Source organism: bacterium (genome assembly GCA_021371935.1).
Classification (GTDB): domain Bacteria; phylum Armatimonadota; class UBA5829; order UBA5829; family UBA5829; genus UBA5829.
The window spans coordinates 1-14,100 of record JAJFVF010000003.1 but is presented as its reverse complement, the minus strand read 5'-3'; the positions used below and the strand labels follow the sequence as shown (position 1 = coordinate 14,100).

14 protein-coding genes are annotated in these 14,100 nt (G+C 51.6%); 12 read left to right on the top strand and 2 right to left on the bottom strand.

Annotated features, from left to right (window positions below; genetic code table 11):
• The first annotated feature begins 23 nt into the window (after positions 1-23).
• The 9 genes from uvrC to LLG46_02535 all read left to right on the top strand — a co-directional run bounded on the left by uvrC (position 24) and on the right by LLG46_02535 (position 8,526).
• Positions 24-1,940: an excinuclease ABC subunit UvrC gene (gene uvrC, locus LLG46_02575; GenBank protein MCE5322182.1), complete on the top strand. Its 1,917-nt coding sequence runs from the start codon at positions 24-26 to the stop codon at positions 1,938-1,940.
• On the top strand, positions 1,940-2,446 hold the full coding sequence (locus LLG46_02570) for a methylated-DNA--[protein]-cysteine S-methyltransferase (protein MCE5322181.1): 507 nt from the start codon (positions 1,940-1,942) through the stop codon (positions 2,444-2,446). Before uvrC ends, LLG46_02570 begins: the two co-directional genes overlap by 1 nt.
• 173 nt (positions 2,447-2,619) lie before the next feature.
• Positions 2,620-2,976: a phage holin family protein gene (locus LLG46_02565; GenBank protein ID MCE5322180.1), complete on the top strand. Its 357-nt coding sequence runs from the start codon at positions 2,620-2,622 to the stop codon at positions 2,974-2,976.
• Between the two features lies 1 nt (position 2,977).
• Positions 2,978-3,880: an RNase adapter RapZ gene (rapZ, locus tag LLG46_02560; protein MCE5322179.1), complete on the top strand. Its 903-nt coding sequence runs from the start codon at positions 2,978-2,980 to the stop codon at positions 3,878-3,880.
• On the top strand, positions 3,870-5,171 hold the full coding sequence (locus tag LLG46_02555) for a YvcK family protein (protein ID MCE5322178.1): 1,302 nt from the start codon (positions 3,870-3,872) through the stop codon (positions 5,169-5,171). Before rapZ ends, LLG46_02555 begins: the two co-directional genes overlap by 11 nt.
• Before the next feature lie 201 nt (positions 5,172-5,372).
• Positions 5,373-5,957: a Maf family protein gene (locus tag LLG46_02550; protein ID MCE5322177.1), complete on the top strand. Its 585-nt coding sequence runs from the start codon at positions 5,373-5,375 to the stop codon at positions 5,955-5,957.
• Positions 5,958-6,041: 84 nt separating this feature from the next.
• On the top strand, positions 6,042-6,941 hold the full coding sequence (locus LLG46_02545; GenBank protein MCE5322176.1) for a metal ABC transporter substrate-binding protein: 900 nt from the start codon (positions 6,042-6,044) through the stop codon (positions 6,939-6,941).
• The gene (locus LLG46_02540) at positions 6,938-7,720 is read left to right on the top strand and encodes a metal ABC transporter ATP-binding protein (GenBank protein MCE5322175.1); all 783 of its coding nucleotides are present in this window, start codon (positions 6,938-6,940) and stop codon (positions 7,718-7,720) included. The genes LLG46_02545 and LLG46_02540 overlap by 4 nt, the downstream gene beginning before the upstream one ends.
• Positions 7,717-8,526 carry a metal ABC transporter permease gene (locus LLG46_02535; GenBank protein ID MCE5322174.1) on the top strand — a complete coding sequence of 270 codons (810 nt, stop codon included), beginning with the start codon at positions 7,717-7,719 and terminating at the stop codon, positions 8,524-8,526. Before LLG46_02540 ends, LLG46_02535 begins: the two co-directional genes overlap by 4 nt.
• Before the next feature lie 160 nt (positions 8,527-8,686).
• On the opposite strand, the gene LLG46_02530 is transcribed toward LLG46_02535, so the two are convergent.
• Both LLG46_02530 and selA read right to left on the bottom strand, forming a co-directional pair.
• A complete protein-coding gene (locus tag LLG46_02530; GenBank protein ID MCE5322173.1) occupies positions 8,687-9,292 on the bottom strand; it encodes an HD domain-containing protein in 606 nt (201 codons plus the stop codon).
• Positions 9,293-9,321: 29 nt separating this feature from the next.
• On the bottom strand, positions 9,322-10,713 hold the full coding sequence (gene selA, locus LLG46_02525; protein ID MCE5322172.1) for an L-seryl-tRNA(Sec) selenium transferase: 1,392 nt from the start codon (positions 10,711-10,713) through the stop codon (positions 9,322-9,324).
• Positions 10,714-10,847: 134 nt separating this feature from the next.
• Here selA and LLG46_02520 point away from each other — a divergent pair, with 134 nt between their 5' ends.
• From LLG46_02520 to LLG46_02510, 3 genes are all read left to right on the top strand, one after another.
• Positions 10,848-11,360: a hypothetical protein gene (locus LLG46_02520; GenBank protein ID MCE5322171.1), complete on the top strand. Its 513-nt coding sequence runs from the start codon at positions 10,848-10,850 to the stop codon at positions 11,358-11,360.
• Positions 11,361-11,451: 91 nt separating this feature from the next.
• Complete coding sequence (locus tag LLG46_02515) at positions 11,452-12,309, top strand: CPBP family intramembrane metalloprotease (protein MCE5322170.1); 858 nt, start codon at positions 11,452-11,454, stop codon at positions 12,307-12,309.
• 413 nt (positions 12,310-12,722) lie between these two features.
• Entirely contained in the window at positions 12,723-13,787 is a 1,065-nt protein-coding gene (locus tag LLG46_02510) for an HD domain-containing protein (protein ID MCE5322169.1), read from the top strand.
• Positions 13,788-14,100: the final 313 nt, after the last annotated feature.

Here is a 14,100-nt window from a genome sequence, read left to right as displayed (position 1 = left end):
TGAGTGCTTCGGGAGGTGAAATTGTGGTCGAAAAGTCTGCGGCCGATGTGGGTCTCGACTCACTGGACTGGGCTGTTCTTGAAAAGAGATACTCCGTGACATTAAGGGAGAAGCTCTCGTCCCTGCCCACGTCTCCCGGATGCTATTTGATGAAAAATTCGTCCGGCGAGATCATATACGTCGGCAAGGCAAAAGTTTTGCGCAACCGGGTGCGGCAATATTTCCAAAAGGGCGCGGATCACACCAGACGCACCAGGCGTATGGTTCGTGAGATAGCAGACCTCACCTGGATAGCAACGGATACCGAACTTGAAGCACTCATACTCGAATCGAACCTCATAAAGAAGCACAACCCAAACTATAACGTTCGCCTGCGTGACGACAAGAGCTACCCATATATCGCGATCACACTCAGCGACGAGTGGCCCCGCGTCGAGTACAAACGCAAACTCAGAATGCAGCCCAAGGAAGCAGACAGATATTTTGGTCCATATACGGACACAGAAGCTGTTCGCGACACCATGCGCCTTATCCGCCGTGTGTTCAGAGTGCCGTGCGGTTTCAAGCACCCCGAGCTATCCAAGGGTAAGGCGTGCATGTATTATCACATCAACCAATGCACAGGCGTCTGCGCCGGCAAGATCACTCACGACGAATATATGACTGTGATAGACGATGTAATGGATTTCCTGGCCGGTAAGCGGGAGAAGCTTGTAAAAAAGCTACTGGCTCAGATGGAACAGGCAGCCGAGAACCTAGAATTCGAGAAAGCCGCACGGCTCAGGGACCAGGTCCAGGCGATCCAGACCCTGATAGCGCGCCAGAAGGTGATATCGACTGCGTTGGAGGATCAGGACGTGATAGCAATGGTGGCAGACGGATGCAACACCATAGCCGAGATGTTCTTCATTCGTGGCGGCAAACTGATAGGCCAGGAGCACTATCTTTTGGAAAACGCATGTGAGGATGATCTGAGTGCGAGCCTGCAGGAGTTCATAGACCAGCACTACACCACAGCTCCTTATGTCCCGCCGGAGATTCTGGTCAATGCCGATATAGCCGAACTCGATATGACCGAAAGCTGGCTCAGGCAAAAGAGGGGGACCAAGGTCAGTGTCCACTGTCCCAAACGCGGTGAGCGCAGACAGCTTGTCGAGATGGCGAAGAAGAATGCAGAGCTGGTATTGAAGCAGATCAAGCTCAAGATGTCCACCGACGAAGCCAGGATACATGAAGAACTGGGCGAATTGCAGCGGGCAATTGGCCTAGCTGAACTACCACGGCGTATCGAGGCGTATGATATTTCCAATATACAGGGCTATTATACGGTCGCATCATTGGTCGTATTCGAGGATGGCCAGCCCAAGAAAGCGCACTACCGCAAGTTCAAGATCAAGCAGCATGACGGCAAACCCGATGATTATGCATCTATGAAGGAAGCTGTCTCAAGAAGGCTCACAGGCAGCCTCCGCAAGACCCAAGCATTCGCTGAACTGCCCGACCTGATGCTCATAGACGGCGGCAAAGGTCAGCTCAACGCTGCACTGGAAGTGATTAGAGAGAGTGGAGAGCAGGGAGTGTCGCCTGTGGTAGGATTGGCAAAGCAGTTTGAGGAGATATACAAACCCGGCAGGCCGGACCCGATAATTTTGCCTCGAAACTCAAAGGCTCTGCATCTGATTCAAAGAGTGCGTGACGAAGCGCACAGGTTTGCCGTATCATATCATAGAAACCTGCGCGGCAAGAGTATGCGCGCATCCGTTCTAAACAATATCGCTGGCATTGGACCGAAACGTCGAAAGGAACTGATGAAACACTTCGGGTCGGTAGAGAAAATAAAAGAGGCGTCCGTCGATGAGCTTGCAGCCGTGCCGAATATGGGTCAGTCGGCTGCTCAGGCTGTGTATATGTACTTTCACAGCGAAAATGAGGATCAGTAGTGAAATATTATTGTGTCATAGAAACTAAGCTCGGCTTTATTGCGCTTGCGGGAGTTGACGGCAGACTCACTCGCTCGACTCTGCCTAAACCGACACGGACGTCAGCTCTCGAATCGCTCGGTGCAGGAATAGAGAGTTCATTTGTGGAAGATTGTGATGCATTCGGCGATCTGCCCGGCAGGCTTATGGACTATGCAAACGGCAGGCGCGTGGACTTTTCCGGCGTGTCGGTCGACTTGAGTGGATACGGCAAATTTCATGCGGCCGTCCTTTCGGCATGTCGAAAAGTGCCGTATGGTGAACTGATAACCTACGGCGGCCTTGCTGCAATGGCTGGCTCAAAAAAGGCGGCCAGAGCCGCCGGAAGTGCTATGGCGGGCAACAATGTGCCGATAATAATACCGTGTCACCGCGTTATAGCTTCTGGTGGGAAGATAGGCGGGTTTTCCGCAGGTCTGGACATGAAAAGAAAGCTGCTCAGGCTTGAAGGGGCTAGGATGGTTTGATTTTTTTGAGCCTATTGCAAAACTAGCAAACGTTTCACTTTCAGTCATTCCGAGCGAATGCGAGGAATCTGCTGTGAACCTGACGTTGGAAAAAGCAGAGTCGGCCTACACCGACTGAAAGTTACGTTACCAATGCTCAATCCATTGGCATTGTTTGTAGTGGAGATTGTATTATGGGTATGTTCAAAAGATGGCTGATCGGCATTTTCGCCATACTGGTCACCGTATGGGTCTTGAAGCAGCTTCCGCCGATTTTTAATCTCGGCTGGAAATCGCTGTGGGGACCGATTGTGTTCGTGCCTGTATTGGCAGTCGCAAATGCTGTGGTCGGCAGTATTCTGAAACTAATTTCCGCGCCCATAAGCTGTCTCACACTGGGACTTTTTGGGTTCGTAATAAATGCAATAGTCTTCTGGCTTGCGGGAATCGCAACCGGCGCGCAAATGAGCTTTCTTGCGCCGTTTGTTGGCTCGATCCTATACACCATAATATCCGCTCCGCTGAACTCTGCGCTTAAGGAGAATGACTGATTTGGACAGCAAGAAACAACTGGTCATAGTCACCGGGATGTCCGGTGCGGGAAAGTCGCTTGCGGTCGCAACATTCGAGGACCTCAATTTCTTTTGTATAGACAATCTGCCTCCGGCGCTCCTTCCGGGCACAGTGGACCTCTGGAAATCGCCGAAGGAGCCTGAGAATGTCGCCATAGCAGTCGATGTGCGGGCGGGGCAGTTCTTCAATGACTTTTTGCCTGCATGCGAGCAGATATACGAAAACCCTCCGGAGAGCTTTTCAAAACCAGTGGTGCTTTTCCTCAATGCCAGTGACGGAGAACTGATAAAGAGGTTCAAAGAGACGCGCAGAAAGCACCCGTTGGTGACGAATGACAGGGGTATAATCGATGCGATCAGGCTGGAACGCGAAGTGCTCGCCGACATCCAGGAACATGCAGACAAGATCATAGACACCACGAACCTGGAAGCCGAAGGCCTGCGTCGTTTGATACGGCAGGTTTTCGGTCCGGCCAATGCTCAGGAACGGCTGATGATTGCAGTTGTGTCTTTCGGGTTCAAGCATGGCGTACCTCTGGATGCGGATGTGGTCTTCGATGTCAGGTTCCTGGCGAACCCGTTCTGGGTTCCCGAACTGCGTGACAAGGACGGCACGACTCCCGATGCGCAGCAGTATATTCTCTCCGACCCGCTCACCGAGCCTCTGCTTGAGAAATTGTTCGATCTGGTGGAGTTCAGCATTCCTCAATACATCAAAGAGGGCAAAGCATATTTGACGATTGCAATCGGCTGCACCGGCGGCAAACAGCGGTCGGTCGTGGTTGCCAACGAACTGGCCAAGTTCCTCGCAAGTTCCAATTATGTTGTCAGGGTCGAGCATCGCGACCTCCATCAGCTTCGGGGGCAGAGCGATGCGCGTTAAGTCTCTTATGAGCAATTTGAAGTGGCTGTATCCGGGTATGAGGGTCAAGCGGTGGCTGATGCTGGTCCCGGTCGGTGTGGCCGCAGTAATAGCAGGTGTCGTCCTGTTACTCAATATGCACATTGTCGATCTGCTGGGAACGGTCGGCACGGAAGCGTTCCGCAGGTTCGGACTGAGGCTGGATAAGCCCGGCGTACAAATACCTGTCGGCATTGGATTGGTCTCTGCCGGGTTGATTCTGATCTTTGCGAGCCTGCGCCAGGTGGTCAGATCGATCACCAGCGTTGTCAGCCCCGAGGCGGAGGGCAAACTTGCCGACGTGATCTACCAGAGGCGATATCTGTCACAGGGTCATCGAATCGTGGTCATCGGCGGAGGCACTGGCCTGTCGACCATGCTGCGTGGTCTGAAGCAGTATTCCAGCAATATCGTGGCGGTGGTGACTGTGACCGACGACGGCGGCAGTTCAGGCCGTCTGCAGCGCGACATGGGGATTCTACCGCCTGGAGACATCAGAAACTGCCTGGTTGCTCTGGCGGACGCCGAGCCTACCATGACCAAGCTTTTTCAATACAGGTTCAGCGAGACCAGCGATCAGCTTGACGGCCACTCTTTCGGTAATCTTCTGATCGCCGCCATGACCCAGATTACCGGTGATTTTGAGAAGGCAATCAAGGAGACGAGTCAGATTCTGGCGATTCGTGGGCTTGTCCTGCCTTCCACGACCGACAGGGTGAAGCTCCAGGCAGAGTTTACGGACGGTTCATTCATCGAGGGCGAGACAAACATCACCAAAACGCCTGGTGCGATCAAATATATGATGCTGCATCCATCAAACGTAAGTCCACTCGAAGAGACGCTGCGCGCAATCGAACTTGCGGATGTGATTGTGCTTGGTCCGGGCAGTGTGTTTACGAGCATAGTGCCTAATCTGCTTGTGGGCGGCATTCCTGAGACCATTGAGAAGTCGGAAGCAGTCAAGATTTATGTATGCAATGTCATGACCCAGCCCGGCGAGACTGACGGATTCACTGCATCGGACCATGTCAGTGCGGTTGCCCGGCATACGGAGTGCCGAGTGTTCCAGCATGTGCTTGTAAACCAGGAGCGACCCACCAAAGACCTGCTCGAAAAGTATGCTCAGGAGAAACAGTATTTTGTCGAGCCGGATATCACTGAAATACGCGATATGGGTTACAAGCCGGTCGTAGGGGACTATATAAGCCAGACGGATGTCGTCCGACACGATCCTGACAAGTTGGCCGAAGCAATTATCAAGCTGTCCTATTAATAAGTGGAAAGCAGAGAGTATATGTTCGGGCTTGATCGTCCGGGGTATTCCTGCCCCGGACGCACCTTGCGAGGGGCATTCTTGCCCCGGCGTCTCAAGATAAGTTAGTTTGTGTTCGGGCACGATATCTGATCGCGACCGAAACATAACTCCTGCAATTTCTGATTGCAATAACAAACGCTAGAGAATCGAGAAACAGCATTGCCCAAACGTGACGTGATTCTTGCTTCAGCCTCGCCGAGGCGCGAGGAACTGCTCGGGCTGATATTCAAGGAATTCTGGGTCACGCCCAGTGAGTTTGACGAATCGAAAGTCCCTCAAGACCTTCCACCTGCCGAACAGGTAGTATATTCATCCCAAATGAAAGCCAGGGATGTGGCCGCAGGTAACCCCAAATCGCTTGTGATAGCAGCGGACACGATTGTGGTCGTAGACGAGACCATACTCGGCAAACCCCATGACAGGGCGGACGCAGCGCGCATGCTCAAGATGCTCAGTGGCAGGACTCATCAGGTCTACACAGGTGTCGCGGTAATATATGACGGCAAGCAGCACAGCGCATTTGAGTGCACGGATGTCACCTTCAGCGATCTGAGCGATGAAATCATCTCGCGTTATGTATCCAGCGGCGAACCGATGGACAAGGCCGGCGCATATGCAATACAAGGCCGCGGAGCAGTGTTGATCGAGTCGATATGCGGGTGCTATTTCAATGTCGTCGGGTTGCCGGTCCACAAGCTGAGCAATCTTCTTGGTGAGATCGGCATACCTCCTCTCATGTCCTAGTCGACTACTTGCTGCAACAAGCCTGGCGCCTATCTTGCGCTACCTGCTATAATGTTACAGGGTAATCTCAGGCAGGAGGCTTATTTGAAGACCCTATATCAATTGGCAGTGCTTACTATTGTAACTATTGTCATTGTCTGCGGTGCTGCAGGCTGCGGCCATAGGCAGAGTAGACCGGAAAGAATGCAGGTCGCTGTAAGCATCGGACCGCTGGGTGATTTCGCGAAGAATGTGGGTGGGGACAATGTCGACGTCCACATACTTGTGCAACCCGGCGCCAGCCCGCACACATACCAGCTCACGACCGACCAGATGGAGATGCTCAGCAAAGCGTCCGTGCTTGTCTTGAACGGTGTCAATCTCGAGTTCTGGGCAGACAAGGCAATTGATGCTGCGAATAACTCAAAACTGGTTGTCGTAAAGACAGCCAATGGACTGCCGATCATCGATTCCGGTGACGACCATGACCACCCCGGCGGCAATCCACACGTATGGCTGAACCCTATATACGCGGTCCATCAGGTAAAAATGATACGCGATGCATTCATCAAAGCCGATCCCGAGCACAAAGAGCAGTATGATAAGAATGCCGCACAATACATAAACAAACTTATGCAGCTCGACAAGCAAATTCGTCAGCGGGTGAAGACTTTCACCTCAAAGGATTTCATAGCGTTTCACCCTGCATGGGTATATTTTGCCAGGGAGTATGGGCTCAACCAGGTCGCGGTGATCGAGGAGACACCCGGCAGAGAGCCAGCACCATCTGAACTGGGTGACATAGTCAAAGTGTGTAAAAGAATTAATGCAAAAGCTATATTCTCAGAGCCTCAGTTTTCTCCAAAAGCCGCTCAAGTAATAGCGGATGAATGCGGAGCGCAGGTTTTGATGCTCGATCCGATGGGCAAAGCGCCCGATTACGACTATATCGAGACCATGCATGCCAATCTCGATCAAATGACAAAAGCGCTGGGGCGAAAATGAGCGATTTTACACATGCCGTTGAGCTTACCGACATCACGGTCAAGCATAACGATATAGCCATCATCGATAATGTATCCCTGACTATAGACAAAGGCAATTTCGCTGCAATAATTGGTCCCAATGGCGCAGGCAAGACCACTCTTGTCAAGGTCATACTGGGTCTTATCAAACCCGACCATGGTACGGTGAAAGTTTTCGACAGGCCTCTCGACCAGTTGGGTGAACTGCGCTCCAAGATAGGCTATGTGCCTCAGATATTCACCATCGACATAAAGTTTCCTATCACAGTCTTCGAGACAGTGCTGATGGGCATGTACGGCAGGCTGGGCATTGGCCGACGCGTTGGACTTCCTGAGCGCGAGGCGGCATATGCGGCGATGGAAAAGGTAGGCATCACTGATTTGAAGGACAGGCCGATAGCCAGGCTATCCGGCGGCCAGAGGCAGCGTGCGTTTATTGCAAGGGCATTGGCGAACAATCCTGATCTGCTGGTCCTTGATGAGCCGACAACCGGCGTCGATATTGCGACCACCGGCAGCTTATATACACTGCTGCGCCAGCTTAAAGGCGAGGGGGTTACGGTGCTGCTGGTCACGCACGATGTCGGCGTAGTGGCAAATTATATCGACACACTGGCGTGTCTCAACAGATCGCTGGTAGCACACTGCCGGCCCGGCGAGGTCGAGTGTACTAATGCGCTCAAGGCAATGTATGGCTGTGACGTGGCGTATCTTCATCATGGCGGTGCCCCGCATATTGTGGTGGAGGAGCACGAATGATAGACATACTGGGCTACTCGTTTATGCAGCGCGCGATAATCGCCGGAACGCTCGTAGGAGCGCTGTGTGCTGTCATCGGCGTATATGTGATTCTGCGCGGAATGGCGTTTATGGGGGCAGGAATAGCGCACTGTTCGCTCGGCGGAGTGGCGATTGGAATTCTTTTTGGGATCAACCCCATATGGAGCGCTGTGGTTTTCTCGATACTGGCCGGGTGGGGGATCGCTGCTGCGTCACGCAAGGGGCATGTCAAAGAGGATACAGCCATCGGCATTATATTTGTATCGGGTATGGCGCTGGGAATCCTTATTATCGGGCTGACCCACAGCTATCAGGTCGACCTCTTAAGTTATCTATTCGGCAGTATTACGGCTGTCACGGTCCAGGACGTCTGGACGACTGTCGTCATCACTGCTCTCGTGCTCGGTTGCGTGTTCGTGTTGTTCAAGGACCTGATGTTCGTGATATTCGACCCTGAGATGGCCGAGGTGACGGGAGTGCCGGCTGGAAAGCTATATTATCTGCTGATAACGATGATAGCGCTTACAGTGGTCATGTCTATCAAAGTGGTGGGGATTGTGCTGGTCTCCGCGCTTATTGTCACTCCAGCTGCCGCAGCATATCAGCTTACTGAGAGTTTCAGGAAGATGATGGCTCTGGCAGTAGTGTTCGGCATCGGCTCGACAATCGGCGGGCTGTTGATATCTGACTGGCTGTCTATTGCGCCGGGTGCGTCTATTGTATTGCTTGCCACACTTGCATTCGTCGTATCTGCCGTGCTATCTCCGAGGCGGAGGAAGAAATAGATATGCCCCCAGACTCAAGTCTGGAGGCACATCACCTCTCCTTTTTCTCCTTTGTAATTTAGTCGGCAGTCATCGGTTGGCGATCGTCAGCCCGTGGCCGGATATGACTGATTCTTATCGCCCCGATTGACCCTTATCTCCTTTTCCCTCCAAATGTATATCATCTCTCCACATAGCCGGAGGTGATAGCTGTTCTAAACGCTTCGACAATCGCCGGGTCGAACTGCGTACCGGCGCATGCCTGGAGTTCACGGAGTGCAGACTCCTGGTCCATCGCGTCGCGCCATGGCACGTCTGAGGTGAGTATATCGAATGCTTCAGCCACAGAGATAATGCGTGAACCCAATGGAATATCTTCACCACTAAGTCCATCAGGATAGCCTCTGCCGTCAAAGCGTTCGTGGTGATGCCTGATTAGTGGAACTGCAAATTCGAGTCCGTCAACTTTTTCAAGGATCCGTATTGCAATGGTGGAATGCTGTTTCATTATGGCGAACTCATCATTATTGAGCTTGCCGATTTTGTTGATGATTTTGCGTGAGATTGCAACTTTGCCTATATCGTGAAGACTGGCGGCATATTTCAAATTCGTGATCTCATCGCTTGTCAAACCCAATACTTTTCCAATTGCGGCACTGTAGCGGGTCACCCGTTGTGAGTGTCCCTCTGCAGTCCTATCTCTCTGCCCTGCGGCAGCAACAAGCGCATCTATCGTCTGTTCATAAACACGATGCAACCCGCCTCGACCCGCGCGCTCGATGCCCATTACATCCTCCAAGATATGACCGCGACTCATCATTTGAGCCGTTTTACGCAGCCTAAGATGTCATTTACTTCTTGCTTAGTTACAGTGCGCATATCAAGGAGAAACCGTTCTTGCGCTATCCGTCCGAAGACCGGAGGGTCATTTCCTCGAAAATGCTCACCCAAATCTTCGGCAGATAACCAGCCGCTCTTCAGAGCAACTGCGCAGCTTTTAATACTTTGTCCTGGAAGTGACCCGCCACCGATCTCTGAGGATACCTGTTCGACCGTCGTAGTGAGACCGTCTACATGCAGCGAGTTTATCGCGCGAGACAGACGTTTTGCTTGGGAAGTTATCTCGTCGAGAGGTCGGCTGATTGCGGCAAGCGTCGGGATTTGTGCCCATGGGTCGCCATATCGATATACTCTGAGCGTGGCTTCCAGTGCGGCCAGTGTAAATTTATCCACTCTCAAAGCGCGTGCGAGAGGGTTTTTCCGACAGAGGTCTATAACGTCGCTCTTTCCGACAAGTATCCCAGCCTGCGGACCGCCAAGCAGCTTATCGCCGCTGAAGCAGACTATTGATGCGCCGGCCTTGACACTTTGCATAACGGTCGGCTCATAGTCCATCCCGAAAGTGGATATGTCCAAAAGGGCACCGCTGCCCAGGTCATCCACCATAGGGATGTGACGGCTCTGAGCCAGATCAACGAGTTCGTCGAGACTTGCTTCCTCAACGAAACCACTGATCTTGAAATTGCTCGGGTGGCAGCGCAAGATGAGCGCAGTGTCATCGGTAAATGCATTCTCATAATCGGCAATGCGCGTTCGGTTGGTTGTTCCGACCTCAACAAGATTTGCTCCGGCACGTTTAATGATATCGGGCATGCGGAAAGAGCCGCCGATCTCGACGAGCTGCCCACGCGATATTATGACCGAAGCGCCCTGCGCCAGTGTATTGACTGCCAACAGCACTGCCGCAGCATTATTGTTGACCACCAGAGCGCTTTCTGCACCGGTCAACTCAGTCAACAGAGATCTGACATGATCTTGTCTGGAGCCGCGCTTGCCTGATGCCACATCCATCTCCAGTGTGCTGTGGCTTTGAGCGATCTCGTTTATCGAGTTTACTGCGTCTTGGCAGAGAGTCGAGCGCCCAAGATTGGTATGCAGGATCACACCTGTCGCATTGACCGCACGGCGAAGCGATGGCCTTGCCAGCCTTTTGACTTCAGTTTCCACCTGCTCATACAACTCACTATGGTCCGGTGCCTGCGCACCATCTGCAATTGCGCATCTTGATTTTTCAAGCACAGTCCTGATTGCGTCAGTGATTGCTGTTCTGGAGTGCTTGTCCAACAGGCATACGATCCGTTCGTCGCGAAGCATCTCATCCACGGACGGCAGTTGTCGATATTGGTCGGATGTATTTGTTTTTTTCACGATAGGATTATATTGCGATAACCGGTAATTTGCAATCGTGCAATTTGCACAGCAATTTGCAATCATTGTGCACAAATGCGATTAGGGAGTATAATACTTCTGTCAGTTAATTCAGCTCTGGCGGAGGTAAAAAATTGTACAGCCCTGCTCCAAAAACAGCACCCATATTCGCCATTATTGCAGTTTTGATGAGTCTGCTTTTCATTACAGGCTGTGGTAACAGTTCTTCGGATGCACAATCCCCAACGTTTGATCAGCCTCCTGCATCAAATGCGACACAAGTCCTGACACCCACATCGACCGTGCAGCAAAAGCTCAAGTTCAGCCAACTCACACTTGAGACACCGGCCAAGTCCACCAAGGACAAAAACGGTCTGGAGTTTCTTGTGTTTCAGTATGCCGACAACAGCGGCAAAGTCTACAAGTGCAAATTGCCAAAGGCCATGTCCGAGGGTGAATACACACCCGATCAGTGGGTTGCGACATTCAGCGCGTATCAAGAGTCTGATGTAATAAAACAAAAAAAAGCAATGTCCAGTGATGGCCAGGCAGTCAAGGATTTCCCATTTATCGCTCCGAAGCCGGTAAAGGAAAACACTCAAACTCAAGGTGATACGGGAACCGGTCAGATGCCGACTCCGCCCTAGCTTAAAAAGATTACTTTACGGGCTGGTCGGAGTATGGAATATACAAAATGGTAGTTTACGCTTAGATCGACCGGCCCGGAGTATTCCTGTTATGCCGCTTTATGAAACCTGTGCGAAACTTGCAGTCTATCTCTTCTGCATTGGGATAGCGCTTGAGCTGTCGCACCGCTTCTACTGGAATATGAACCAGCAGGTGGCGCAGTCTCAAATGTCCTCATTTTCACGAACAACCCTTGGAATGTTGATTGCTTGCATTCCAATGGGGACTTCCGTGGCAATTACTCTTGCATTCATCACCTTGGTAGACAAAAAGTCTATTGCGTCCCTTGGCCTGACATATGACGGTGGTTCATTGACTTACATGGCCTATGGCGCTGGTATAGCGCTTGGTTGTGTAGTCCTGGAATATCTGATCGGACTGTTATTCGGCTATGTCAGAGTCAGACCATCCGTGCTCTCCGATGACTGTGTAGCGTGCCTGCCGCTTTTTTTGGGCGGTCTGATCGACTTTATGAGCGCTGCAGTTTTTGAGGAAATAATTTTCAGGGGCTATGTATTCTATCTGCTTTACAGCGCATGGGGGCTTGAGGTAGCGATTGCGATATCGTCATTCATATTCGCGATAGCTCACCTGTTCAAACATAAAAGCATGCCTGCACTGTTCACTCTCAACGCATTCATATTTGGTTTGATCCTGGCATTTTGCCGATTCCATACGGGAACGCTCTGGCTTCCCATCGGTTTGCATTTCGGCTGGAACGTGGCGTCAGGACCGATATTTGGTCTCCCATGTTCCGGTCGTTCATACGAACGCGGGGTCGTGGTAAGCGATATATCGGGACCCTCATGGCTAACAGGCGGATTATATTCGCTCGATGCCGGCCTGCTTGGAACATTTGCGCTGGTCGTGGCGGCGATTGGACTGTTGATCGTTGCGCCCATGCAGTGAGTGATGTAACCTGCCGCAATCGGGAGGTTTGCTGACTTGGAACAATGTGAATACTGGCTTCCGGAGACACACACTCAATGGTGTGAACTTATGAGCGATGCGTGCAAATGCGAAGGCAACGAAGCACACTGCGCAATTCATGGAGCGAGCATATCTTCATTCATCAAGAAGCAGGAGAGAGAGACAACAAAAGAAGAGTTTCTCCGGGATCAGAAAAAACGTTCGCATAATTATCTCAGCTAACTCGGATTATTCGCGAGAGATAACCATGCTGTCTGGCGGTTTGATCGTGGATAGCTGGTCACATGATCGCTTATCACATTGGCGGATCTGGGGGCGACCCTTGCTGCTTTCTGCAAATTTGAGTGCTTCATATCTTGACAAGGTGTATTCTTGGGGCTAGAATACATCTCGTGAAGAAGCTCTACGTTGCAAATCTTCAAGAGGGTGCCAGGATCGAAGAGGTATTCCTGGTGGTTTCCAAGTCGGTGGCAAACACACGCACCGGCTCACAGTTCCTCAAAATGACCCTCGCCGACAAGACCGGCACGGTGGACAGCGTCAAATGGGACGTCTCAGAAGCCGACGTCGGGCGCATCAGCGAGGATGATTACATCCATGTCCAGGCATCCGTCAAGAGCTACAACGACCATCCCCAACTGGTCATAGAGTCGTTCCAAAGGTGGGGCGATGCCATAGACCCTGCGGATTTTCTCCGCAGCAGCCCACGAAATCCCGATGAGATGTCCAGTGAGCTTTCTGCGATATTGGCGCAGGTGACCAATCCAAATCTGCGCTCTCTGCTCGACAGTTTCTTTTCAGACAATGAGTATTCCGCAAAGTTCAAGCAGGCTCCGGCTGCAAAAAAGCTCCATCATGCTTATATCGGCGGGCTGCTGGAACATACGCTCAATGTTGTTCGCACATGCGCCGCTCTTGCCGATCTATATCCAAATGCCGACCGCGAACTGCTCCTTACAGGCGCTGCACTCCATGACATCGGCAAGGTGGATGAGTATTTGTGGTCGAGTTCGATCAAGTTTTCCAATGCGGGTCATCTGGTGGGTCATGTCGTTGGCGGTGCCATGATGGTGAAGGCAGCGGCTGATGCTATCGATAGTTTCGACCCAATGATGAGTCTTGCGCTGCAGCATATGATTATCTCTCATCATGGGACAAAAGAGTGGGGCTCACCAAAGCTGCCGAAGAGCATAGAGGCACTGATATTGCACTGCGCGGACTATTTGGATGCCCACGTCGCGATATTCGAGGAAGCCATACAAAGCTCCGGCAGCGACGGCCTGTTCACCGAGCGTCATTTCCTGTTGGAAAGGCCGATATTCAAGGGATTGCACGGCAGTGCTGAAGTCTTTAACGGTTTAGGGCAGGTAGGAGAGCCTGTTTTGCCGAGCGGAGAAGCTGTCGATCTCGAGAATTTTGCCGTGGAGGATGATTACGATCCATTTGCGGACGAATAGTCAAGTTTGTATCGAGGAAGAGGGAGAGGGAGAAAGGAAGAGCGAGCTTAACAGCCGCTCTTCCTCCACTTTTGGATTTAGTAATTAGTATTTTTGATTGAGTATTTATGCAGAATCTCCGCAATATCGGATTGCGGAAGCCCTTCGCAAAACTGTAAGGCCAATAATCATAGTCATTCCGAGCGAATGCGAGATACCGTCTTGCCTGTCAATTTTTTACGCTGGCACTTCAAACGAGGTGCCGGTTTTTAGTACTCCATATGCGATTGCCAGCAATTTTCTCATGCACGCCCCAATGGCACTCATTTTACAA

What these genes read in the sequence shown, in the direction of transcription:
- LLG46_02565 (MCE5322180.1), top strand. Translation starts at nt 2,620, where the DNA reads ATGGGTATGTTCAAAAGATGGCTGATCGGCATTTTCGCCATACTGGTC.
- LLG46_02555 (MCE5322178.1), top strand. Translation starts at nt 3,870, where the DNA reads ATGCGCGTTAAGTCTCTTATGAGCAATTTGAAGTGGCTGTATCCGGGT.
- LLG46_02540 (MCE5322175.1), top strand. Translation starts at nt 6,938, where the DNA reads ATGAGCGATTTTACACATGCCGTTGAGCTTACCGACATCACGGTCAAG.
- LLG46_02535 (MCE5322174.1), top strand. Translation starts at nt 7,717, where the DNA reads ATGATAGACATACTGGGCTACTCGTTTATGCAGCGCGCGATAATCGCC.
- LLG46_02530 (MCE5322173.1), bottom strand. Translation starts at nt 9,292, where the DNA reads ATGGGCATCGAGCGCGCGGGTCGAGGCGGGTTGCATCGTGTTTATGAA.
- LLG46_02515 (MCE5322170.1), top strand. Translation starts at nt 11,452, where the DNA reads ATGCCGCTTTATGAAACCTGTGCGAAACTTGCAGTCTATCTCTTCTGC.